The sequence below is a fragment of the Streptomyces sp. NPDC037301 genome (genome assembly GCF_055602785.1).
Genome location: NZ_JBVJWD010000025.1, coordinates 1 through 23,783, shown reverse-complemented (window position 1 = coordinate 23,783; position 23,783 = coordinate 1). Strand labels below are relative to the sequence as shown.

At 70.1% G+C, this 23,783-nt stretch carries 18 protein-coding genes and 1 pseudogene; 10 read left to right on the top strand and 9 right to left on the bottom strand.

All coding sequences use genetic code 11. The features are described from left to right. The first annotated feature begins 1 nt into the window (after nucleotide 1). The 4 genes from ACZ7IB_RS31360 (at nucleotide 2) to ACZ7IB_RS31345 (ending at nucleotide 3,826) form a co-directional block, all read left to right on the top strand. Nucleotides 2–868, top strand: a complete 867-nt coding sequence (locus tag ACZ7IB_RS31360; RefSeq protein ID WP_470917166.1) for an NAD-dependent epimerase/dehydratase family protein — start codon at nucleotides 2–4, stop codon at nucleotides 866–868. Nucleotides 869–2,034: 1,166 nt separating this feature from the next. Next, nucleotides 2,035–2,274 (top strand): hypothetical protein, encoded by a 240-nt coding sequence (locus ACZ7IB_RS31355; RefSeq protein WP_470917164.1) that lies wholly within the window; start codon nucleotides 2,035–2,037, stop codon nucleotides 2,272–2,274. A gap of 107 nt (nucleotides 2,275–2,381) precedes the next feature. Further along, nucleotides 2,382–2,579, top strand: coding sequence for a hypothetical protein (locus ACZ7IB_RS31350; protein WP_470917162.1), 198 nt, complete (start codon nucleotides 2,382–2,384; stop codon nucleotides 2,577–2,579). Nucleotides 2,580–2,590: 11 nt separating this feature from the next. After that, entirely contained in the window at nucleotides 2,591–3,826 is a 1,236-nt protein-coding gene (locus tag ACZ7IB_RS31345; RefSeq protein ID WP_470917160.1) for an epoxide hydrolase family protein, read from the top strand. Between the two features lie 274 nt (nucleotides 3,827–4,100). On the opposite strand, the gene ACZ7IB_RS31340 is transcribed toward ACZ7IB_RS31345, so the two are convergent. Together ACZ7IB_RS31340 and ACZ7IB_RS31335 are read right to left on the bottom strand one after the other, a co-directional pair. Then, nucleotides 4,101–4,367: a Tn3 family transposase gene (locus tag ACZ7IB_RS31340; protein ID WP_470917158.1), complete on the bottom strand. Its 267-nt coding sequence runs from the start codon at nucleotides 4,365–4,367 to the stop codon at nucleotides 4,101–4,103. 433 nt (nucleotides 4,368–4,800) lie between these two features. Then, nucleotides 4,801–5,817 carry a helix-turn-helix domain-containing protein gene (locus ACZ7IB_RS31335; protein WP_470917156.1) on the bottom strand — a complete coding sequence of 339 codons (1,017 nt, stop codon included), beginning with the start codon at nucleotides 5,815–5,817 and terminating at the stop codon, nucleotides 4,801–4,803. 263 nt (nucleotides 5,818–6,080) lie between these two features. Here ACZ7IB_RS31335 and ACZ7IB_RS31330 point away from each other — a divergent pair, with 263 nt between their 5' ends. Both ACZ7IB_RS31330 and ACZ7IB_RS31325 read left to right on the top strand, forming a co-directional pair. Then, on the top strand, nucleotides 6,081–9,782 hold the full coding sequence (locus tag ACZ7IB_RS31330) for a S8 family serine peptidase (RefSeq protein ID WP_470917154.1): 3,702 nt from the start codon (nucleotides 6,081–6,083) through the stop codon (nucleotides 9,780–9,782). A gap of 559 nt (nucleotides 9,783–10,341) precedes the next feature. Then, nucleotides 10,342–10,557, top strand: a complete 216-nt coding sequence (locus ACZ7IB_RS31325) for a hypothetical protein (protein WP_470917152.1) — start codon at nucleotides 10,342–10,344, stop codon at nucleotides 10,555–10,557. Here ACZ7IB_RS31325 and ACZ7IB_RS31320 read toward each other — a convergent pair. After that, nucleotides 10,514–11,302 carry a serine/threonine-protein kinase gene (locus ACZ7IB_RS31320; protein WP_470917150.1) on the bottom strand — a complete coding sequence of 263 codons (789 nt, stop codon included), beginning with the start codon at nucleotides 11,300–11,302 and terminating at the stop codon, nucleotides 10,514–10,516. The two genes, ACZ7IB_RS31325 and ACZ7IB_RS31320, sit on opposite strands and share 44 nt — an antisense overlap. A gap of 99 nt (nucleotides 11,303–11,401) precedes the next feature. After that, complete coding sequence (locus ACZ7IB_RS31315) at nucleotides 11,402–12,439, bottom strand: Lrp/AsnC family transcriptional regulator (protein ID WP_266354810.1); 1,038 nt, start codon at nucleotides 12,437–12,439, stop codon at nucleotides 11,402–11,404. A gap of 162 nt (nucleotides 12,440–12,601) precedes the next feature. Here ACZ7IB_RS31315 and ACZ7IB_RS31310 point away from each other — a divergent pair, with 162 nt between their 5' ends. From ACZ7IB_RS31310 to ACZ7IB_RS31295, 4 genes are all read left to right on the top strand, one after another. Next, nucleotides 12,602–12,823 carry a hypothetical protein gene (locus tag ACZ7IB_RS31310; RefSeq protein WP_470917148.1) on the top strand — a complete coding sequence of 74 codons (222 nt, stop codon included), beginning with the start codon at nucleotides 12,602–12,604 and terminating at the stop codon, nucleotides 12,821–12,823. After that, on the top strand, nucleotides 12,820–14,283 hold the full coding sequence (locus ACZ7IB_RS31305) for a sodium:solute symporter family protein (protein ID WP_470917146.1): 1,464 nt from the start codon (nucleotides 12,820–12,822) through the stop codon (nucleotides 14,281–14,283). Before ACZ7IB_RS31310 ends, ACZ7IB_RS31305 begins: the two co-directional genes overlap by 4 nt. 154 nt (nucleotides 14,284–14,437) lie before the next feature. Beyond that, the gene (locus ACZ7IB_RS31300; protein WP_470917144.1) at nucleotides 14,438–16,081 is read left to right on the top strand and encodes an amidohydrolase; all 1,644 of its coding nucleotides are present in this window, start codon (nucleotides 14,438–14,440) and stop codon (nucleotides 16,079–16,081) included. Next, complete coding sequence (locus tag ACZ7IB_RS31295; protein ID WP_470917142.1) at nucleotides 16,078–16,539, top strand: hypothetical protein; 462 nt, start codon at nucleotides 16,078–16,080, stop codon at nucleotides 16,537–16,539. The genes ACZ7IB_RS31300 and ACZ7IB_RS31295 overlap by 4 nt, the downstream gene beginning before the upstream one ends. Before the next feature lie 16 nt (nucleotides 16,540–16,555). Here the strand turns inward: ACZ7IB_RS31295 and ACZ7IB_RS31290 are convergent. The 5 genes and pseudogenes from ACZ7IB_RS31290 to ACZ7IB_RS31270 all read right to left on the bottom strand — a co-directional run. Further along, nucleotides 16,556–16,938 (bottom strand): annotated as a pseudogene (locus ACZ7IB_RS31290) (ISAzo13-like element transposase-related protein); the annotation flags it as partial. A 132-nt stretch (nucleotides 16,939–17,070) separates the two neighbouring features. After that, the gene (locus ACZ7IB_RS31285) at nucleotides 17,071–17,913 is read right to left on the bottom strand and encodes a cytochrome c oxidase assembly protein (RefSeq protein ID WP_470917140.1); all 843 of its coding nucleotides are present in this window, start codon (nucleotides 17,911–17,913) and stop codon (nucleotides 17,071–17,073) included. After that, nucleotides 17,913–18,479 carry a DUF2243 domain-containing protein gene (locus tag ACZ7IB_RS31280; protein WP_470917309.1) on the bottom strand — a complete coding sequence of 189 codons (567 nt, stop codon included), beginning with the start codon at nucleotides 18,477–18,479 and terminating at the stop codon, nucleotides 17,913–17,915. The genes ACZ7IB_RS31285 and ACZ7IB_RS31280 overlap by 1 nt, the downstream gene beginning before the upstream one ends. 240 nt (nucleotides 18,480–18,719) lie before the next feature. Next, nucleotides 18,720–19,712, bottom strand: a complete 993-nt coding sequence (locus ACZ7IB_RS31275) for a hypothetical protein (RefSeq protein WP_470917138.1) — start codon at nucleotides 19,710–19,712, stop codon at nucleotides 18,720–18,722. Nucleotides 19,713–20,189: 477 nt separating this feature from the next. Further along, nucleotides 20,190–23,675 carry a CHAT domain-containing protein gene (locus ACZ7IB_RS31270; protein ID WP_470917136.1) on the bottom strand — a complete coding sequence of 1,162 codons (3,486 nt, stop codon included), beginning with the start codon at nucleotides 23,673–23,675 and terminating at the stop codon, nucleotides 20,190–20,192. Nucleotides 23,676–23,783 lie beyond the last annotated feature (108 nt).

Sequence of the window (23,783 nt, the reverse complement as noted above, 5' to 3'; positions counted from 1 at the left end):
GATGGTCGGCAGAGTGATGGTCACCGGGGCCGCCGGGCGGATCGGGCGAGCGGTCCTCGCGCTGCTCGCCGAGCGCGGGATCGAGGCGAACGCCTTGGTCCTCGACGACCCCGGCGATCTGGCGGCGCGCCTGGTCGTGACCGGTGACGCCGCCGACGCGAAGACCGTGCGGGCGGCGCTGGAAGGCGCCGACGCGGTCATCCACCTGGCGGCGATCCCGACTCCCGAGCGCAACACCGCGCTGGAGGTCTTCGGGGGCAACAGCCTCTCCACCTTCACTGTCCTGGAGGAGGCCGGCCGGGCCGGGATCCGGCATGCGGCGGTGGCGAGCTCCTGGGGTGTCACGGGCCTGCCCTGGACAGACGCCGAGGATCCGCATCCACCGTACGCACCGGTGGATGAGGCGATGGCCTCCCAGGTGGCCGACCCCTACGGCCTGTCCAAACAGGTCGACGAGCTGACAGCGCAGATGATGGCGCGGCGGCACGGGATGAGCGTGGTGTGCCTGCGCTATCCGTACGTGGGCGGATTCGAGGAACGGCTGAACGCGCACGCCGCCCGGCTCACGGCCGACCCGGCCGCGGGGGCAAGGGACCTGTGGACGTACCTCGAGGTCCATGACGCGGCGAGGGCCGCACTGCTGGCCTTGGACGTACCCGGCCGTGCGGCGCACGCGGTACACCTCTGCGCCCCCGAGATCATCGTGCCGTACCCGACGGAGGAACTGCTGCGCCGCTACCACCCCACCACCGTGCTGCGGCGCCCGCTGCCGGGTCGCGCGGCGCCGGTCGACACCTCGGCCGCGCGCAGGCTGCTCGGATTCACGGCACGGAATCTCCTCGGTCGCGGGGCGGTTACCCCGAGTTGAGATCATGGCGGCCGTCGAGCCGCCGCAGAACGGTAGAGAACGGGACGTTCCCCGAGGCGGAGTGAGATACCGACCTTCCTGGCCGGGCGGTTCGCCTCCACTCGCGCGGAGGTGAACCGTCGAGCGCTTTCGTCAGGGCCGGTTCACGAGGGTGCTCTCCCCGCGAGCGGAGGTAAGCCGGTCATCACTGGTGACGGCTCAACCCGTGGCGGTTCATCCGTTTAGGCGGCTTGCCCGGAGAAGTGCTCTCGACCAGCGGTGGACGGCGTTGATCTTGGCTGGAGCGCAATAGCGCTTGGCGGAACGCGTCACCTCTTACCCATCTGCTTTCCAGGGATGGGCGGGTAAGAGGTGACACGTTCCGCCAAGGAGACAACCGCCTTCACCGACATCTCCGCCCCGGCCACCCCTCGCCGAGCGCCTTGGCGCTTCGACGAACAGGCCGTGCGGTCCCTACCCGGGCTGGGCCGCAACCGACACCGAACCGTCAGTTGCCCCAAGATCCGGGCCATTCCCGGACCAAGCCTCGCCCGAAGACCACCAAGGAACGCCTTCTCGCTGGTCACCAGCGGTGCGGAACGTGTACCACCAGCAGACGAAGAACCTCCTGGTGTCGTATTCGCCGAAGAAGCTGGGCTTCTTCTAGCGGTGGTTTGTTGACGCCGGGTCAGGGCCGTAGTAGGCCGGTAGCAGAGGATTGTCGCTTCGTTGCAGAAGCTTGTGGTGACCCGTCGTGTGCCGTGTCCGCCCGCTCCAGTTGGTCCTGGAGGAGTTCCGAAACTACCAGGAGGGTGTTCTGCCCGCCGGTCCCGGCGCCCGCAGCCTCACCGAGGAATTGGCGGACGACCTTGCCGCCGGCCGCCGACGTCCGGAATGGATGTGGGTCGCCCTTCGCGGCGAACGCTGGGTCCAACGCGGTACGGCCGGTCTCCCGCCCGGGCGGTTCCGGCCGCAAGTCGCTTCCGCCGAACTAGACCAGGCCATGGGCGTTCGAGAGGAACAGTGGGCGAGGTGGGCGAAGCGTGGACCTGCGTCGTGTCGGCGCTGCGGCGCCTGGGGCACGGTGCGACCCCGGGGCGTGTGCCAGCCATGCACTGACTGGCACCCGACGAACCACGGTGCCGGACGGTGCCGCCACTGCAGATGGCCGCAGCCGTGGAGGGCACGTGATCACCTGGCTCAACGGCCCCTTCGGCGGCGGCAAGAGCACCCTCGCCCCCAACCTGCGCGAGGCGACACCCGGCACGGTCGTCGCCGACCCGGAGGCCGTCGACGCTGTCCTGCGGACCGCGCTCGCCGGTCACGCTCTTCGCCCGCGGGACCACCAGGACCTCCCGCTCTGGCGAACCCTGACCACCGGGCTGGTCACCGGCCTGGCCCGGCATGTCGTTTGCAACAACTCATGAAACATGTTCGCCACAGGTGGGTTGCCGCGCGGCCGGGTGTTTCACGAGCGACCATCTATGCAACGCCGCCCCGGGGCGGATGTGGAAACGTCCCATCGTCAGAGCCGTTGAGTGTCCGCGCCGGTACCAAGGTGGTCGAGTCGCGGCGAAAGGAGCGCATCGGTCGCCCGGCCGCCCTGGCCGGCCAGCTCGACCCGCACCACCGGCAGGCACTCGCCGCGTTGCTGCCCGCACTCCTTGAAATGGCCCGGCTCGCCGCCCAACCACCCAACAGGCCGACGACACCGCTTCCCTCTACCCAGTAAGGAACCACGCCGTGACCACCCCGCACGCCTTCCCCCTGGAGCCCACCCCGATCCATGTGTCCGACGAGGTCCTCGATGACCTGCGCGCCCGTCTCACATTGACCCGTCCGCCGCTGGACGAGGGGAATGGGGACTGGTCCTACGGCGTCCCGGTCAGCTATCTCCGTGGGCTGGTCGCCTACTGGCGGGACGGCTACGACTGGCGCAAGGCCGAGGCCGCCATCAACGCCTACGAGCACTACCAGGTGAGCGTCGCCGGTGTCCCAGTGCACTTCATGCGCAAGCCCGGCCGCGGCCCTCGCCCGATCCCGTTGATCCTCACCCACGGCTGGCCGTGGACGTTCTGGCACTGGTCGAAGGTGATCGACCCGCTCGCAGACCCGGCCGCGTTCGGCGGTGACCCCGCCGACGCGTTCGACGTCATCGTGCCGTCCCTGCCCGGCTTCGGTTTCCCCGGCCCGCTCACCGGCTTTTCGGACGTCAACTTCTGGAAGGTCTCCGACCTCTGGCACACCCTGATGACCGAGACCCTGGGATACGAGAAGTACGCCGCCGGGGGCTGCGACATCGGCGGGATCGTCTCCAGCCAGCTCGGCCACAAGTACGCCGACGCGCTGTACGGCATCCACATCGGCTCCGGGCTGCCGCTCGACTTCTTCACCGGCCCCCGCGCCTGGGACTTCGCCCGGAAGCGGCCCCTCACCGACGACCAGCCCGCCGACGTCCGCGCCCGCATCATCGAGCTGGACCACCGCTCGGCGTCCCACCTCGCCGTGCACATGCTCGACGGCGCCACCCTGGCCCACGGGCTGAGCGACTCACCCGCCGGACTGCTCGCCTGGCTGCTGGAGCGCTGGAACGCCTGGAGCGACAACGGCGGCGACGTCGAGTCCGTCTTCACCAAGGACGACCTGCTCACCCACGCCACGATCTACTGGGTGAACAACTCCATCGCCACGTCGATGCGTTACTACGCCAACGCCAACCGCCACCCCTGGTCCCCCGCCCACGACCGCACCCCGGTCGTGCAGGCCCCGGTCGGCCTCACCTTGGTCACGTACGAGAACCCGCCTGGCATCCACACCGCCGACGAGCGCGTCCGGGCGTTCAAGACCGGCTCGCAGGCCGATTGGTTCAACCACGTCAACGTCAACGCCCACGACAACGGCGGCCACTTCATCCCCTGGGAGAACCCCGACGTCTGGGTGAGCGACCTGCGCCGCACCTTCCACGGCCGCAGGCCCTGAACGACCCTGCGGGCTCGTCCGGCAACGGGCCAGGCGAACGTTGCCTGGCGGGGGCGTGCGCGTCGGCCGACCGGCCCGCACCGCCCGCCACGCCGTCTGTTTGAGCCGGCCTCCCTGCGGGACCCCGCTCGCCGCCACGACCGTTCTGTCAGCGGGCCTCACCCTCAGCGCCGTGCTGCTCCTGCTCACCGCTCTGGCGGCCAAGGCCCTCCCGTCCGCCGTGCCCGCCACGAGGCCTCGTTCATCCTCGGGTCGGTGAAGTCCTGGAAGTCCTTCACTGTGTCTCCGTACGCGATCGGTCGGCGGTGTCCGCCGGGGTGCGGGGGCGGGGCACGGCGGCGGCCGGCCCCGGGTCGAGGCGCTTGTCCATATCCAGGCGGAAGGTGCCGTACGGGTTGACGTTGGACCAGAACAGCGCGGTCAGGCCGCGCCGGTCCTCCTCGCTCAGCCGCGATGCCCAGGCCGGTTCGGCCAGGACTTGCTGAACCAGCAGGGTGCTGACGTGGACGAGCGCGGACTGGAGCAGGTGCAGGGCGAGCATCGAGGTCACCGCGACGCGCCCGCACCCTCGTCTTCGGGGTGAAGGCACGCCACCAGGACGGCCTCACCGGCCCAAAGGTGGCGGGCATGGAGGTCTCCGTCTCCTACGACGACCGGCGCCCACTGGAGCCCGGCGACGACCACCCCCGAGGGCAACGGGAGTTACGACGTCCGGGCCCGCCGTCCGGCCGACTCCTGGACCGACGGCTACGTGTCCCTGCGCGTACGCGCCTGGGACAACCGGGGCAACGAGGTGACACAGGAAGTACGCCGCGCGTTCGCCACGAACTGAGCGGCACCCCCCTGCCGCGTGCCCGGTGAGTCCGTCAGGTCAACCGACAACCGACCTGACGGACTCACCGACGTTCTCTGCGGTACGGGAACAGCGGCTCGTACCTCATGACAGCCACCCCCTCTCATGACAGCCACCTCTCTCACGACAGCCACCCCCGCCGCGCCGCCTGCCACACCAACTGCGTCCGCGTCGCGGCGCCGGCGCGCTGCATCAGCACCTGGATCCGGCGCTGCACCGTGCGCTGGCTGACCCGTAGCTGCGAGGCGATCGACTTGTCCGCGACCCCGGCGACGACCAGGGACAGCAGATACCGCTCGTCGTCGGCGACGTTCGCACCGGGCCGCGGACTGCCGCCGAAGTCGGCCAGCTCACCGGAGTCCGTGACGTGCAGCGGCGACGCCGCCGCCCACTGGCTCTCGAACAGCGCGATCAGCGCGTCGAGCAGGCTGCTGCCGTGCACCACCGCGGCCGTCGGCTCACCCAGCGAACCACCCGAACCGCCGTGCATCAGCGGGCAGATGGCGATCGAACCGTCCGCGATCACCATCCGCACCGGTAGCGTCCCGGTAGCCCGCGCCTGCTCACCCGCGCGGATGCTCCGGGCAACGTTGTCGACCATGCCGGGCTCCTCCAGCAGAGCGCGCTCGTAGATAGCCTCGTACCGCACCCCACGGGCGAGCAGCTCCCACTCCTCGTCGTTCTCCGCCGCAGGCATGGCCACATGGCCGGCCTTGCAGAGCCACCGCATCTCACTGGCCCCGTACGCCATATGACGCAGCCGCTGCCGGATCACACTCGCCCCCGTGATCACCTCGACAAGCTGCCCGGCGTCATGCCGCCGCCCCCCGGCCCGGTACTCCTCGGTGAGCTGCTCCACCCCCCGCCGCGCCGCCTCCAGCGCCTCATGCCCACGCAGCAGCAGCGGACGCAGCGCCGCATCGGGCGCCACCGGCACATAGCGCGCCGCGCCCCCCGCCGGCGAAACGGCCACCCGCCCCACCAGCCCCTTGTCGTGGAGCGAGGCCAACAGCCTGTGTGCCTGCGCCACTTCGAGCCCCAGCTGCTCCGCGATCACTGCGGCATCAGCCTCACGCACCCCGACGAGGAAGCGGTACAACCGCTCCTCCCCCGCCCCGATCCCCGCGGCCTCCAGCATGTGTCCGCCTCTCACGACGCCCCCACCCACCCCAACCGATGTACCACCCACCGGACACAGCGTGATCTAACCACACCCGCACACCTGGACGATGTCCGCACTATCACGTACGACGACCATCCGACTTCGATACGCGCAAAGTGGCGGCGAGTGGACATGTCACTTCTTCGTCAGGCGCGGCCGTAGCGTCGGTGCCCCTTCCTGCCGAGGCTTGACCCGCCGGTCGCGGAACCCTCCCTGCCGGCGGAAGGAGAGCGTTCAGCATGCGTTTCAGGCGAAGAGCCGCACTGCTCGGCTTCACCTTGGCGACCACCATGGCCACCACCGTGGCCGGCGGCGGTCTGGTGTACGGTGCCACCCCCGCACCGAAGACCGGGGAGGACGCGGTAACCACCCCGTCCCAAGCAGAAGTCCGCACCACGAAGGTCACCCTCGTCACCGGAGACCAGGTGACGGTGGCCACGAGGGCGGGCAAGACCCTCGCCGTCAACATCACCCCGTACCACCGCAGTGCGGCCGAGCTGCGGACGTACACCGTCGGCACCGATGTGTACGTGATCCCGCGCGACGTCGAAGCGCTGGTGCACAACGGCCAGGTGGACGGCCGGCTGTTCAACGTCACCCAACTCATCGCCCAGGGGTACGACGATGCCCACCACGCGTCGACCCCGATGATCGTGCGCTACGCGTCCGGCGCCAAGGACACCGCACCCGGCGGAGCCCGCCTCACACGGAAACTCCCCGGCGTACGAGGAGCCGCCGTCAGCGCCGACAAGCGCAAGGGCGCCGCGTTCTGGGAGGCCGTCGACGACGACAGCGCCCGCGCAGGTACCCCCAAGGCCCGCCTGTCGGGCGGCGTCCAGCGCCTCTGGCTGGACGGGCAGGTCAAGGCGCTCCTCGACAGGAGCGTCCCGCAGATCGGCGCCCCGGAGGCGTGGAAGGACGGTTTCGACGGCACCGGCGTGAAGGTCGCGGTGCTGGACACCGGTGTCGACGCCACCCACCCCGACCTCGCCGACCGCATCGTGGAAAGCCGCAGCTTCGTCCCCGGCGAGACGGCGCGCGACGGCCACGGCCACGGCACCCACGTCGCCTCCACCATCCTGGGAAGCGGAGCCGCCTCCGGCGGGAAGTACCGGGGCGTGGCACCGGGCGCCGGACTGATCGTGGGCAAGGTGCTCGACGACGGCGGCAGCGGCTCGGAATCCTCGATCATCGAAGGGATGGACTGGGCCGCGCACTCGGGGGCGAAGGTCATCTCCATGAGCCTGGGCGGCGGGGAAGGCGCCGACGGTACCGACCCCATGTCGATGGCGGTCAACGAACTGACGGCGCAGACCGGCGTGCTGTTCACCATCGCGGCGGGCAACAGCGGCCCCGCGGCGACGTCCGTCGGCTCACCCGGAGCCGCCGACGCGGCCCTGACGGTCGGCGCCGTGGACTCCACCGACGCGGTCACCGACTTCTCCAGCCGGGGCCCACGAGGCGGTAACGGCGGGCTCAAGCCGGAGATCACCGCGCCGGGCTCGCGGATCGCCGCCGCCCGGGCCGCCGGCACGACGATGGGCACACCGGTGGACGGCTCGTACACCACCGCGAGTGGCACCTCCATGGCCACGCCGCACGTGGCCGGCGCCGCCGCGATCCTCGCGCAGCGCCACCCCGACTGGACGGCGGCCCGTTTGAAGAGCCAGCTGATCAGTACGGCCAAGACCACCGCCGCCACCTCCGTCTACGCCCAGGGCGCCGGCCGCGTGGACGTGGCACGCGCACTCCGGCAGCCCGTATCGGCCAGCGGCACGGCCGACTTCGGACTGCGGGACTGGGACGCCACCGCCCCGGTCGGGAAGAAGATCGAGTACGTCAACGACGGCGACCAGCCGGTCACCCTCGCCCTGAAGGTCGAGAACGCGGGCGAGGAACTGCCGGCCGGAGTGCTCAGCCTGGGAGCCGACTCGGTGACCGTGCCGGCGCACGGCACCGCCGAGGTCGAACTCACCCTCAACACCGTCGGCGTGACGACCGGATCCCACGGCGCGCACGTCACCGCGGTCTCCGCCGACGGGCGGACGGCGGCAGTGACGGCGGTCGGCTTCGGCCGGGACGTACAGCGCTTCGACGTCACGCTGAAGGTGCTCGACCGCGACGGCAAGCCGACGAGCGGCATCGCCGCGGTCACCGCCTGGCAGCTGGGCCGCTACGGACTGCCCGAGACGTACCCGGTCGCAGCGGACGGGACCGTCGTGGTGCGGGTACCGCGCGGCGAGCACGCCTTCATCTCGGAGATCTTCCACTACACCTCCGACTGGAGCCGGCTGGAGGAGTACGCCTACGCCGCCCAGCCGGGCACGATGATCGACTCCGATCGGACCTTCACCCTGGACGGCGCCAAGGCCGGCCCGGTCACCATGACCACCTCGCGGCCGACGGAGACCAACCGCGCCCGCATCGGTCTGAACTTCCAGGCCGTGGACGGCGACCTCGTCTACGACCGCGAGACGTGGCTGGACGGCGAGACGGCCGTGTACTCCGTCCCGTCGCAGACCGCGAACGAGCGCTTCGAATCGCGCGCCGGCTGGTCGCTCGGCGCACCCGCACTCGACGCCCGCCTCGTCGGGCACGGCAACCGGACCCTGGACGCGGCCTACCTCGAGGGCTGGACGGGCTCCGCACGTATCGACGGCACCCGCGTCCTGCGCGTGGCGAAGGCCGGCGAGGACGTCCGGGGCAAGCTCGCCCTGGTGAAGCGGAGCGCCGAGCGAACGGTGGGAGAGCAGGTCGAAGACGCCGCGAGCGCCGGTGCGCTCGCCATCCTCATCTACAACGACATCCCCGAGAACTGGCTCGCAGGCAACTGGGGCCCGACGGCCACCAAGATCCCGGCGATGACCCTCTCCGGAACCCAGGGCGAGGAGCTGGCGGCCCTGGACAACGCCGTGATCAGGATCTCCGGCACCGCGGTGAGCCCGTACTCCTACGAGCTGCTGAAGTACCGCAAGGGCGGCATCCCCGCCGACCAGCGCTACCGGGTACGCGACGAGGAACTGGCCACCGTGGACTCCTCGTTCCACGCCTCGACGCCGGCCACCGAAGGCGGATACGCCCGGCTGACGCGCTCGCCGATGCAGCCGACGGCGTACTTCGGCTTCGACCGGGTGGTCCTGCCGCGCTCCCGGACCGAGTACGTCTCCGCGGACGTGCCCACCTGGGAAGCGGTGAAGGCAGGTCCCGTGTGGACGTCGGACGGCTCCTGGAAGCTGACGAACACCTCGACGCTCAAGGCCGGACAGCGCGTGCACCGCGACTGGAACAAGGCTGTGGTGCGCACCGCGCTGCCGGACGCACAGTCCAACTCTGCCGTCCGGCAGGGCGATGTCGGTGTGGTGGCGTCGGGCGGTCTGCTCGACACTGCGCCGGACCAGTCCTTCTCCGCCGAAGCCGGCAGCGACAAGGCGCTGTCCACCGTCTACCGGGACGGCCAGCTCCTCGGCAGCATCCGTTCGGCGCCCGTCGCCTTCCCGATGACGGCACAGCGCGCCGAATACCGCGTGGTCACCGACGTGCAGCGGGACGCCCCCGGCTGGACGACCTCCACCAAGGTGCGCACCGACTGGCGCTTCCACTCCGAGCGGAAGGAAGGACTGACCCTGCTCCCCGTCCTGTCGGTCGACTACCGACTCGACGTCGACCAGGCCAACAGCGCCCGGCCGCACTCCACCACCCGCATCGGACTGGGCGTGCGCTACCCCAAGGGCCTGAACGGTCTGAAGCTCGCCGGGGCGAAGCTGTGGGCCTCGTACGACGACGGCACCAACTGGCGGCAGGTCCGCCTCGACGGCGGCCTCAACGGCACGATCGGCAACCCCGCGAACGCGGGCTTCGTGTCGCTGCGCGTGCAGGCCACCGATGCCGATGGCAACACCATCGAGCAGACGGTGACCCGCGCCTACCAGATCCGCCGCTGACCGATGCCGGGGCGCCTGTACCGCAGGCGCCCCGGCGTGCGCGTCCACCCAGCGTCGGTGACGTGGGCGGGCCACACGTGGTATCCGGCCACTGCTGGGCGACCCGATGCGTCGAACCCACGCGGCGCGCCCAGCAAGGGGATCAGCATCACTCAGGTGCCGACCGAGGGCCCCGGCCTCCGATCCGCCCGCATCGGCTCCGGGCGCGCCCCTCAACGGGGCATGAACGCACAGGACTTGTGCCCCCGGTGCGGAGCCGGAGCCCTGCATGCGCCCCACTCACCACCCCAGGCGGTTGCCATGCGTTCCTCCTTCGATCGGACCTCGCGGGCCGTCGTCCGGTCCACGCTCAGGCCGGTACGGCGGTCACCGGCGTTCGACGTGGTGGTACGCAGCCATGGTGGCCCGCCGGGAGAGCCCAACGCTGAGATCCGGCCCGCGCGCGATGGACGGTCTCACGAGTTTCACCGTTTTTCTTTTCGCAGGCCAGCACGGTGCGATCCGGTCTCACGGAAGGCAGCCGCAGGCCCCCGCTCACCGTCACGGGGAGCGGGGGCCTGTGGTCTTCGGCCTGCAACCAGTGGCCGTGGAGGAAGTGCTGGCCGCGCAGTCTTCGCCGGGACCGGGCGCGGATGGCGCGGGAGGGGATGCCGATGGCGGGGGCGCTGTGGCGCTGGTGAAGGCTGAGGCGGAGTTGGATGTGACGGTGATGTCGCCGGGGTATCGGGCGATCACCGGGTTGTTCGCGACCTCGGGGGGCGGCGATGCGCTGTGATCAGCGGCTTCAGCCCGCCCGCGTGCTGGGGCGGGTCCGGCTGCTCGATCAGGATCGCCGTGAGCGTCGCGGTCTGGCTGTCCCGGCGGAACGGCGAGATGCCCTCGACGGCCTGGTAGAGCGTGGCGCCCAGTGAGAACAGGTCGCTGATCGGACAGTCGTCGACGCCGTTCGCGCGCTCCGGGGCGACGTACTCGAGCGAGCCGATGAATCCGCCGGTGGTGGTGAGCGAGGTGTCGGTGGCGTGGATGGCGATGCCGAAGTCGGTGAGCAGGAACTCGCCGTTGTCCGCCACCATCACATTCGCGGGCTTTACGTCGCGGTGGACGATCTCTTCCTGGTGGGCGGCCTGGAGCGCCGACAGGAGATTACGGGCCGCGCGGGTCGCCTCCTTCGCCGGCAACGGGCCCTGGTTCTCCAGGTGTTCGAGGAGCGAGTGCCCGGTGACCAGACGCATGATCATCCAGGGTTTGTCGTCGTCGAAGACCACGTCGTGCACCGCGACGATATTGGGATGGTCGCGCAGCCTGGCGGCGTTCCGTGGCTCCCGCTCGGCGCGGGCGAGGCGGTCGGCGTGCTCCTTGGGGGAGGTGGCCGGGGGCAGATAGAGCTCCTTGACCGCGACGTCGATGTCGAAGTTCAGGTCGCGCGCTTTCCAGACGATGCCGAAGCCGCCGCGGGCCAGCGCCTCGTCGAGGCGGAAGCGGTCCCCGATCACCTTGCCAGGCTGAGTCTCCTGTGCCATGGCCCACCCATCTCCACCACCAGATATCCGACGCTGCGTCAACACCGTACTGATGTATGCACGGTCTGTGAGGGGCGAGTCGGCTCAGGAGCTGATGGCTCAGCCGGCCCCCGGCCGCCGCCACAGGTCGATGGGTACGTGCCGCACTGCCCGCCCCGCCTCGTCGAGGATCCAGCCCATGCGCTTGGGATTGCCGAGCGTGAGGGAGCGGTCGGTCACAGCGATCTCCGGGAAGCGCTCAGCAATGTACGACTCCAGGCGCAGAACGTCGGGGGTGGAGCGCACCCAGCCGTTGACCACCAGGTTGTGGTTCGAGGTGGTGGCCGCGCACATCCGCACCTCCGGCAGCGCGGCCAGTGCGGGGCCGACCCGGGCCAGCGCGTCGGACGGCACGTTCGCGTGGAAGGTGGCGAACACCGGATACGGCGAGTAGGTGTGGGCCACCTCGCAGCGCGGCAGCGCGGCCCCTGTGCGCACCATCCACGCCACCCGGCGCCGCACCGTCGACTCACTCATTCCCGTACGTCGGGCCAATTCGCCGTATCCGGCGCGCCCGTCGGCGCCGAGTGCGAGCAGCAGCTCCCGGTCGGCCTCGGCCGGTGCGGGATCGACGTCACCCACCGCGGGGGGCGCCCCGGAGCGCACCGCTTCGCGCTGGTCGCGGCTGATGGCGCGAATGTCCCAGCGGGAGCCCTCGGTGAAGAACCGGGTGACGATCCGGCTGTGTGTGGCACGCACCCCGGGCAGTCTCCCGAGGACCTCGGTGTGCAGCCGGGAGAGGTCGGCCAGCGAGTCCACCATGACGTTGAGGGACAGGTCGTGGTGGCCCGCTGTGTGCTCGATGCTGGCGATCTGCGGTTGCTCGGCAAGCGCGGCCGAGATCGCTGGGATGCGGCCGGGTTCGCAGTCCACGCCGACGATGGCGACACAGTGGTGATGGTTGACGAAGGCTCCGCCGTACGCGGTCACCCAGACCAGGCCCTGGGCGCGCAGCCGCTCCCAGCGCCGCGCCGCCGTCACCGGGCTGACCTCGATGGCCCTTCCTACCCGCGCCCAGGACGCGCGGGGCGCGGTCTGGAGCGCATTGACCAGGGACAGATCCAGCTCGTCCAGCAAGCCGGTGGCGGAATCGGTCACTGTGGCATCGCTCCTGAATGAATTACGCAGAAATCCATGGGTTGCACTCCAGGAGTTTCAAGCTCCTTGTGTGATTTGGCAACGGCCGCCGGCCGTCCGCCGCGGTGGCTGTCCGTCTCTCGGCAGCCGACCACCGACTCGCGACATGTCTCGGAGTTCGCCATGCGCCTTCCGTGGTTGCTGACCGTCGTGCCTGTAGTGGCCCTGCTGTCAGCTGTCTGGCTGCCTTTCGTCAACGGACCGCACTTGTGGTTCGGCATGCCGTCCCTGCTGGTCTGGTCCGTCGTCTGGGTACTCGCCCTGACCCCTGCCCTCGCCTTCGTCGAGCGGCGCCGCTCTGCGCTCGCTGCCGGCCGCCAAAACCTCCAGGAGGAGCGCCGATGAGTACCGTCCTTGTCGTCTGCGTCGTTGGCATAGTCGTCATCGGCCTACTTGGCATGATGGGCCGTCGCAAGCCCGCCGCGAATCTTGAGGAGTGGAGCGTCGGAGGCCGTAACTTCGGCGCCCTGACCACCTGGTTCCTGCAGGCTGGGGAGATCTACACGACCTTCACGTTCCTGGGCCTCGCGGGCCTCGCCTTCAGCTCCGGTGTCGCGGTCGTCTACGCCCTGCCGTACCTGCCCATCGCCTACGTCGGCCTGTACGTCATCAGTCCGATCGTGTGGCGCATCGGGCGTGAATGCGGCCATGTCACGCAAGGTGACTTCTTCGCCGATCGCTACCGCAGCCCCCTGCTCGGCACCGTTACCGCTGTCTTCGGCGTGCTCTTCCTGCTGCCCTATCTGCAACTGCAGATCACCGGACTCGGCCTGGTCGTCGAACTCGCCACCGGCAAGGACAACGTCGGCACCCCCGCGATGATCCTCGCCTCGGTGCTCATCGTTGCCTTCGTGTTGTGGTCCGGCATCCACGGTGTCGCCAGAACCGCGTACTTCAAGGACGCCCTGATGTTGGTCGTCCTGATCGTCCTGCTCGTCGCTGTCCCCGCCCACTTTCATGGCGGGCTCGGCAGCCTCGGCGGTGAACTGCGCGCCCACCACAGTGAGCTGCTCAGCGTCCCGCACAGTGGCCCGCACGGCACCATCTGGTTCTTCACCGCGATGCTGACCAGTCTGTTCAGCGTGCTGTTCATGACGATGCCTCACGGCTGGCCCGCGGTCATGGCCGCCGACTCCGAGCGCGCCCTGCGTAAGAACAGCATCTGGATGCCCGTCTACGGCGCTACCCAGGCCATCCCGATCATCGTAGGCTTTGTCGCGATCACCGCGCTCTCGGCTCCCGTGAACGGGAACAACGGAGTCCTGCTCACCCTGGTCTCCCAGGCACTGCCCGCTTGGCTCGTGGGCGTCGTGGCCGTCGCAGCGGCCGCCACTGCCATGGTCCCGGCCGCCGCCATCGTGCTCGGCATGTCGACCATGGTGGCCCGCAATGTACTGCGCGTACAGGACCGCCGTCGCGCGCTCATCGTCAACCACACCACTGTGGTGGCCGCTGTCGGGGTCGCCCTCGTCCTGGGGATCGCCCGGCCTGATGCTCTCGCCAACCTGCTCCTGCTCACCTACAGCGGCCTCGCCCAGATGGCCCCGGCGACGGCCGCCGCCCTGACCAGGCGCCCGTTGCTACGCGCACCGTCGGCGGGGGCGGGCATTGTCGCCGGTGAGGCCGTCCTCATCTGGCTGACCTTCGGCGGCATCTACGACGGTCCGGTCAGCCACGGTCTCATCTCCCTGACGGTCAACGTCCTGGTGGCAGTGGTGACCGAGGCGGTCTCGCGCCTGCGGGGCATCCGTGCCGGCAAGGAGGAGCGGGAGGCCCCTGCGCCGGCCCCGACACCCGTGCACTGACCTTGCAGCCCCTTCCCGAAGACGCACCCGTCACGAGCGACCGTCTGCCGGCCGTCGCCACACCACCGCACCGCCCCCTCGTTCCCGTCCGGCCGCCGTCCTCGTAGACGTGTCCAGCCGCACGGGAACGAGGAACAAGAAGGAGACCGAACACATGACCGCCGCGACCAACAGGCAGCACGGCCCCATCGCCCCTCCCACGCCTGTTCGCATCGTCCGGGCCCGCCGCATCACCACCCTGGACGGCGAGGCCGACACCCGGGTCCTCGCCACCGTCGGCGAGAGGATCGCCGCAGTCGGCGAGGCAGCCGAGGCGTACACGGCACTGCCCGGCGCCGAGACCGTCGATCTGGGCGACGCCCACGTGGTGCCCGGCTTCCACGACGCACACTGCCATCCCATGGACGTGGCCAACGCCGCTCTCCGCCTCGACCTGAGCGCGGGCACCGGAACCCCCCGGGAGCGGCTCGCGGCGCGAGTGGCCGCCACCGAGCCGGGCCGGTGGATCGTCGCCCAGGGCTACAACCCCGCCACCGACCCCGACGGCCGCCTCGACCGCACCGCGCTCGACGCGATCACCACCCGACACCCGATCCTGGTGATCCACTTCTCGTTTCACATGGCGGTCGCCGGTTCCGCGGCCTTGATGCTGACTGGTCTGCACGACGGCAGCGGCCCCCAGACCGGCGGCGACCTGGGCCGCGACACGACGGGCCGACTGGACGGCTGGCTCTACGAGCGGACCTGGTTCGACCAGCTCTACCGTGCCTCCGGCGAACCCACCCTGCTACCTCAGGAAGCGCCCGAGGCCCTGCTCGAACCGCTGGCCGACGTCTTCACCGCCTACCACGCGGCCGGCGTCACCTCCGTCTGCGACGCCGTGACGACCCCGGCCGCACTGCGCACCTATCAGCGCATGCGCGAATGCGGCCGCCTGACGATGCGGGTGGGCGCCCTCCTGTGGCATCGCTACGTGGACCCCCTGCGCCACGCGGGCCTGCAGGCCGGATTCGGCGACGAGTGGCTGCGCATCGTCGGCGCCAAGATCATCATGGATGGCGCGCTGGCCGGGGGCACCTGCCTGTGCCGCGACCCCTACCCGGCCGAGACCGGTTCCGACAACGGAATCCAACTCCTGGACGAGACCGAGCTCGCCGACGCAGTTCTCGCCCTGCACGCGGCGGGCCTGCGCGTTGGCGTGCACGCCAACGGCGACCTGGCCGTCTCCCAGGTCCTCGACGCCATCGAGGCGGCCCGCGCCGCCCACCCCGAGCAGCGGATCAACCACCGCATCGAGCACTGCTCCCTCGTCGACGAGAAGCTGGTCCAGCGGATCCGCGCCGCAGAGGTCACCCCGGTACCGTTCGGCGCATTCGTCCACGGGCACGGCTCCAAGCTGCGCCGCTACTACGGTGACGCGCGCGCCGCACGGGTCAGTGACCACCGCTCCTTTCTGGACGCCGGCGTCGTCGTCGCGGGCTCGTCCGACCACCCGGCAGGTCCCCTTGAGCCGCTGCTCGCCCTCCAGACGATGGTGACCCGACGCACCAGCGAGGGCGATGTCCTCGGCGCCGACCGGGCCCTGACGGTCCGTGAGGCTCTAAGCGTCTACACCGCCGGCTCCGGGCACGCCACAGGCGAGTCCCACCTCAAGGGCCGCATCGCTCCCGGATACCTGGCTGACTTCACCGTGCTCGGCCAGGACCTGTTCGCCACCGCCCCCGACGCCCTCGCGGCCGTTCCGGTGCGCGCCACGTGGGTAGGCGCCCGTCAGGTCTGGTCGAACGGCGCCGGGTGAGCGCCACGGTGGCGCGCGGGACGGAGCCGGCATTCCAGCGCGGGCCGGTCGAGGTACTGCGCTCGGGCGACCCGGATCTGGTGCGTCAGGAGGTCTGGACGCACCTGGCCGTGCACCACTGCCTCACGCAGGTCATCGTAGGTCTGGCCAACGACAACGGGCGCGATCCGGACCGGGTCTCGTTCGTCAAGGTCCTCGAGCATGCGCGGCGCAGCATGGTCCGCCAATGCTCGGACACACCCACGAAGATCGAAGAGTTCCTGGTCGTCCTGGCGGCGAAGGTGCATCGGAAGCTCGACAACGGCGTCAGGCGCCTGCGCGAGGCGGACCGGCACCTGAAACGCCCGGATTCCAAGTACTCCTCGAAGCTCTCCTATCGGATCAACACCCGGGACCGGCGACCGACTCGGCGAATCACCGCCAAGGTCATCACGTTGCAGCCCTCGATAGTTCAGTAGTTATGCAACGGCATTGCGTGCCGGGTGGGAAGTGGCAGACCGTGATCTCCAGCCCGCTCTCCAGGGCGAAGACGGCCAGGTGCTTCTTCCATGTCCAGCGGCGGGGGTCATTGGAACCGCCGGCGTCGGCGGTGATCAGCAGCCGGGTGGCGTCCGGTGATCACCCCGTCCGCGGCGCTGCCACCAGCGGCGGATGGATTCCACCGCGAACTCGGCGGTGTCGTGGTCGGTCCCGACGTTGACCCAGCCGGTGTTGTGGGCGATGTCGTAGACCCCGTAGGGAATGGCCACCGGCTGGTCGCTGGTGGTGAAGGTGTGGCAGTCCACCTTGACGGGGTCCTTGCCCGGCCGCCAGGTGCGGCCGGGCCGGCCGCGGTTGCCGAGCCGTGCCTTGGCGCGCTCTTTGGTGGCCCGAGCGGCTGAGTGCGCTGAGTCGGGACGGGCCGGCGGAGGTGCCAGAACGTCGGACCGACGCGTACGGCCGAGAGGGTGCAGCTCGGAATCACTCTGCGGCTCCTGCGTATCGTGCGCTCAGTGCGGTGTTGCCACACTTGCCTTCGGGCGCTCGGGCAGCATGGCCGCCTTGGTGCGGCGCTCGGGCCGCCAGGTGGACACCAGTGCGCCGGCCAGCAGGAGTTCGGCGATGTCCCCGCCGTAGTACATGATCTCCGCGCCCTGCTGGACCTGTTCGATGGGGGCGTGGATGTCGACGAAGAACCCGCCGTACATGGCCTGGGCGATCAGGGCGTGCGCGGCGATCGCAATGCCCAGGTACACCAGGCGGGCCCGCACGCCGGGCCGGTTGGGCGCGGGGTCGGGGCCGGCGATGACGTAGGCGAACAAGCCCCCGGACGCCAGGAAGTGCACGTCCATCAGCCAGTGCCCCGCGGGGTGGGCCATGGCGGTGTTGTACAGCGGCGTGAAGTACAGCACCCCTAGAGTGCCGGTGCTCAGCAACAGGGCGAACGCGGGGTGGGCCGGCACCCGGGCGGGCAGGCTGTGCAGCACTGCCGTCACCCGCCGGGCGCGGGCAGGCGGCAGGGTGCGCAGAAGGAGGGTGACTGGCGCGGCCAGCACCAGCGCCAGCGGCGTGTACATGCCGATGAGCATGTGCTGGGCCGTGTGCCCGCGGAAGTCGGTGTGCGCGGCCGGCCCCAGCGGCGGCAGCAGCGCGACGCCGAGAAGGGCCAGTCCGGCGAGGAACGACGCCGACCGCCAGGCGTTCCAGCCCTGCGCGGGGTTGCGGCGTCGGGCCCGGCCCGCCGCGAGCAAGTAGCCGCCGGCCGCGGAGAGCAGGACCAGCACCGTCACTATCGCCCCGAGGAGGCCGCCACCGCCATCGCCGTGGTGCCCCATGGGGTGCATACCGCCCATCAGGCGCGGCCCCCGGCCCGCTCGGCACCGCGTGGGGTGGTCGGGTCGAAAGGCCGGCCGCTGCGCTGGAGCAGATAGCCGCCGATCAGGAGCAGACCGCCCAGGACGAGGAAGCCGGCGTCCCACCATGCCTGGTAGGGGCCGCCGTGGACGTGGTGGATGCCTAGGATCTGGTGGTCCAGCAGCCCCTCGACCAGGTTGAACAGGCCCCAGCCGGCCAGGATCCAGCCCCACAGGACCCGAGAGGTCCACACCGCGCGCCGGTTTTGGGTGACCCGGGAGTACAAGACGGCCAGGCCCGTCAGAACGGCGATCCAGCACACGGCGTGGAAGATGCCGTCCCAGACGGTGTTCATCTCCAGCCCGGACACCGTGTGCGGGTTGTAGTACTTCACGCCGATGTGGTCGTGGTTGGTGCTGGTGAGCATGTGGTGCCACTGGAGGAGCTGGTGCAGCAGGATGCCGTCGACGAACCCGCCGAGCCCCACTCCGAGGATGATTCCCGGCAGCTGAAGACTGTTCGGCGCCGCCGTAGCCGCCCGGGCTGTGCCCGCCGTGGTGGCCATCACCTGTTCTCCGTCCCTCGACATTGCACGCAGACCTTCCGGACACGGTTTCCCGCCCGGCCCGCCCCAATCACCCACTCGCGCGATGTTTCGGCCGTTTCGCCTACGCCCAGGCGGCCTGACCACCCGACCGGTCCACCCGGCGCTGGTGCGCGATGCCGGGGGCATGGTGTCCCGGCCCAGGCCTCACGGCACTGCTCGAGCGTCCCGTCTGCGCCGAGCGGCGCCGCGATGCCGGGCTCAGCTCGCGCCGCTCCCCGAGCGCTTGACCGTGTAGTCGTACGCCAGCTTGAAGCAGTTTCGGGCGGCGGTGAGCTGTGGTTCGGCCAGCTCGTACAGACCTGGGCTCACGCCGATTCCGGTCTGCCCAGCCAACGCCATATAGGTGTCGAACGCGGTCTGGGCCGCCTTGAGCACCTTCGTGTCACGCAGGTCGCCGCCTCCGAGCTCCCGGAACGAGACGGCGGCTTCGCGTGCACGGCCGTAAATGAAGCCGCCCAAGCCCAGCAGCAGCTGCTGGAGGACGACGCGGCGGCGGTGTCGGAAGCGGTCCGCGTCCGGGTGCCGCAGTTTGGCGAGAGCGGCATCCGCCGTGGTGCGCTTGGTCTCCGGGGCGATGATCCGGGCGGCCGAGACGAGGGCGTCGACGGTCCCGACGAGCAGGTCCCGGTCGGCGTCACCAGCCAGCGCCGCCATAACGGACCTGCTGGTCCACGGGTTTCCCGAGTCTGCGGAGTTGTCCAGCATTTCGGCAACGTTGCGGAGCACGGTGTCGATCGTCGCATCGTTGGATGCCAGGACGGCCTCGACGAAGGCCGCCGCCTCGTCGGGGGCCAGACCTGCGGACCAGACCGCGATGTCGCGCAGATTCCCGCCGTCGGCCCCCGTACCCGAGGCCGGCGCCGGCGGCGTCGGCGGGAGCAGACCGGGCTGGGCCATCGCCTGCTGGAAGCCGTCTCGCGCGGCGGCTGCGGGACGGTTCAGCTGGGTGACTCCGCCGCGGTCCAAGACACCCGCTTCGTGCAGGCTCTCCACGACCTGCTCGGCTGTGGCCAGCGCCGTCAGAGCGGCATTCTGCACCAGCGGATCTCTCAGGTCGCCCCCGCCCAGCGCGGCGAATGTGGCCATGGCCGTGAGCGCCATTATCTGGTCGGTGTTCCCGAGGAGCTGCCCAGCTGTAGTTGACGGCGTGCTGCGCGGATCGGGGTCGGGAACGTCTTTGCGTCGTAACACTCCAGCTCCATTCATGATTCATGGGGTCAAGCGCAGCCGACACCCTGTCACGGGTTCCGGTGGCTCGGCGCACGTAATCTTCGAAGGTTCCCGGAACGCGGTCAGCGAGTGCGGCGCGTGCGGTCGAGGGTCTCGATGCGCCCGGCCTCCACCAGCCACAGTCGGCAAGCTTGAGACGCCTCCGTACCTCATTCTGAAACGATCAGTTAGTAGGGTCGGGGGCTGGCGCGGTGGATGATGCTCCATTTCCGGTCCATGAGCCTACTCCAAGGGAAGTGGGGGAGACAGGGAGAAGGTCTGAAGCACGGGTGTGTTTCGAGGCACCGTGGACCGTGAGTTGGCGGCCGGTCGATCAGTGACTGTCAGCTGGGGATGGCGATCATGGTGTCCGTCGAAGTGGGATGCCGTCCGGCCTCGATACCGCCGGCCGTGCGGCCTCGGGATCGCGGGCAGGCCGCCGGTCCTGCCGACTGCTGGTCAGGCGCCGGCGTGGAGGTAGGCGGCCCATAGGAAGGGGACGGTGGTCCGGTCGAGTTTCGAGGGCAGGTCGTGGCCGTCGCGCAGGTCGCGTACAGCTTGGTTGAGGGCCCAGGCGGCCCGGCTGGTGTCGATGGTGCCGTCGGGGGTGTGCAGGCGGGTGTAGAAGGCGTCAGCCACGGTGACGGCGGCCTGGTCGACGATCTCCCACAAGGTGCCCACGACGTGAGGGAATCCGGCGAGTTGGAAGGCGGAGGTCAGGTGGATGGCCTCGTCGGCCAGGTCGGTGGTGTCGATGGCCGCGGTGCGGCAGGCCGACAGGTAGGCCAGCTGGGCGTGGTCGAGGCGGACAGGGGCGAGGCTGGCGACGGTCAGCGGGGCACTGTCGTGGTCGTGGAGCAACAGTCTGCTTTTGGAGGGGTCGGTGGGGTGGCTGGTGCCGTGGCAAGCGAAGTGCGCGATCGAACAGGTGGGGAGGCGGTCCAGGACGGCGGCCTTGGTGGGCGTACTCAGGGAAGGGCTGTCGGGGCCCGCGGGGTCGGGTTCGCGCAGCAGGACAGTGTGCGGCAGGTGCTGGCGCAGCAGCTCGGCTTCGGCGTCGACGTGGTGCAGGCGGCCGTGGCCGGGCAGACCGGGGGTGGTGGGCATCGCGACGATCAGTCCTTGGGCGGGTTTGTCCGGGACTGGCGTGCGCTGGCGGGCGTGGCGCAGGGCGCGGACGGTGGGGGTATAGGAGGAGACGACCCGGTCCATGACGGTGCACCGGCGGGGGTCGTCAGCAAGGTCGGTGTGGTAGCCGGCGGCGTGCACGGGCAGCCGTCCCAGCAGCCCGCCCGGTACCCACCAGACCCGCGGCCAGTCGGCCTCCGCCGACGGCGTGGTGCGGTGGCCCAAAACCTCCAGGACAGGCCCGGCGGCGGTGTCCCACAGCCATTGCAGGACACCGGCCAGGATGTCCTGTGCCTCCCGCCGCTGTTCCCTGCTGTCGCCCGAAGTGGCGGCATGCAGCGCCCCGTGGAAGGCGGTGACTTTCTCGATCAGGGTACGGGGGGTGAGGTGACGGAGTTCCACGTGTGTGATGCCACTGCGGGTGAGCAACAGGGCGTCGCTGCGGTAGCGGCTGACGTTGAACACCACGACTGGGCCCTGTTCGGCCTCGGTGAGGAGTTCCTCGGTGGTGGGTGGGAGGGCGAAGGAGGCGAACCCCTCCAGCGCGCGGATCTCGTCCAGGGTCTGGGCGAAGTCGTGGGCCAGCCGGTGCCGGTCGGGCACAGTGCGTGCCTGCCGCACCTTGGCGGCGTTGTTGTCTTCGCTCCCGGCAGGGGAGGGGGCGTCGGTGGGCTGGTCGAGCTGGTCGCGCAGCTGGATGAACCGCGCGGCCAGATCGGGACGGCGCCGGCTCAGGTCGGTGAGGTCGCTGCGGGTATCCAGCGCCTGACTGAGCAGCACCGCCCGCCCTGCCTCCAGCAACCGCAGCGCACGGGCCGCGTTCTTCTGCCGACTTCCCCGGGGATCGGCCAGGACCAGGGCAGCGGCATCCCCGGCCAGACCGGCGAACTGGCCAAGCACATGCTGCTGATCGCCCCGCCCCAGCTGGCGGGGTGTCACCTCGGGCAGCAGCCGCACCGCGGCCTCCACCGCATCCGCCGCCCGCCCCGCATCCGACCCCGCGACCAGCCTGGCCACGTCCCAGGCCGCCTGGATACGGTTTGAGGGCGCCGCCGAAATCATCCCCCACACCTCGTCGAGGGCGGACACCGCTGCGTCCAGGTCTGCCCGCTCCCGACCGTGCGTGAACCGAACGCGAAGCGAGCCCCCGAGGTTGGACAAGTAGACAGCTCGCTCGGGGTGCTCGGTAGGGGTGGCCTCGACAGCGGCTCGCCCAACGGTAATGGAGTCGTCCAAGTCCCCCAACACTCCACTGGCTCCGAACCGGACCTGCAGCGCGCCCCCGAGGTTGGACAGGTACATGGCTCGCTGGGGGTGGTCGGTGCGGGTGGCTTCGACAGCGGCCCGCCAAGCGGTGACGGCGTCGTCCAAATCCGCCAACACGCCACTGCGCTCAAACCTCGATCGCAGCGCAGCCCCGAAGTTGGACAGGTATGCAGCTCGCTGGGGGTGGTCGGTGGGGGTGGCTTCGACAGCGGCCCGCCCTGCGGTAATGGAGTCGTCCAAATCCGCCAACACGCCACTGCGCTCAAACTGGCGGTAAAGCGCAGCCCCGAAGTTGGACAGGTATGCAGCTCGCTGGGGGTGGTCGGTGGGGGTGGCCTCGACAGCGGCCCGCCAAGCGGTGACGGCGTCGTCCAAATCCGCCAACACGCCACTGCGCTCGAAACGGCGGTAAAGCGCAGCCCCGAAGTTGGACAGGTATGCAGCTCGCTGGGGGTGGTCGCTCGGAGTGGCCTCGACAGTTGCGCGCAGCAGAGCGATGGCTTCACGCGCGTCCGCCAGATCCCCGACCTGCTCGAACCGGAGGTAAAACGCGATCCCCAGAGCTGACAGCCGCCCAACCTGATCGGGGTGGTCGGTGGGCGTGGCCTCGACAGCAGCCCGCTCAACGGCGATGGCGTCGTCCAAATCCGCCAGTCCCCCACTGCGCTCAAATCGCGCTCGCAGCGCAACCCCGAGGTTGGACAGGTGCCTGGCGCGGTGGGGGTGGTTGGCGGGGGTGGCCTCGACAGCGGCCCGCCCGGCGGTAATGGAGTCGTCCAAGTCCGCCAACACCCCACTGCGCTCGAAACGGAGGTTAAGCGCTGCCCCCAGATTGGACAGGTATGCAGCTCGCTGGGGGTAGTTGGTGGGGGTGGCCTCGACGGCGGCACGCAACAGATCGATGGCTTCATGCACATCTGCCGGATCCCCGACCCACTCGAATCGGTCCCGCAGCGCGTTCCCCAGGCCGGACAGCAGCGCCGCTCGGCGAGGGTGGTCGGTGGGGATGGCCTCGACGGCGGCACGCCCGGCGGTGACGGCGTCGTCCAAATCCGCCAACACCTCACTGCGCTGAAACCTCGATCGCAGCGCGGCCCCCAGATTGTGCAGGTGCGCGAATCGCTTGGGGTCGTCGGTGGGGATGGCGTCCGCGATGCGCCGACACAGGTCCACGGCAGCGGAGAGCAGGTCCGGGTCGGTGGAGACTGCCTTCTCGACCAAGGCGGTGGCCTGCGGGCCCGCAGTGTGGGCAAGCTGCGGCAAGAGGGGCTCGGGCAGGCCGCTGACATCGGCGAGAAAGCAGGGAGTGAACGCTTCCACCGCAGCGTCCAGGTCCACACCGCCGTGGCCGTCCGGGAGCGCTGTGTACCGGTAGAAGTGAAACCATCCAAGCGCGTACCAGGCTGTTATATCGCCAATGCCGGGGCCGAGGACTTCGGCGAGTTGCCGAGCCTCCGTAAGCGCCTGTGTTCCCAGCGCTTGGGAAGGATCGCCGGTCTCGGTGATCCGCCGCAGCCGGGCCCACACCACAGACAGCCGTTCCTCACGCACCCCGTGCCCTCTTAGCCTCGATCCACCGAGTGACTCGCGTCCTGTGGATGAGGAAACGAGAAGAGGTGCCTGCTGACCTGCGATGATGGGAGTTCTGACGCTTCCAGC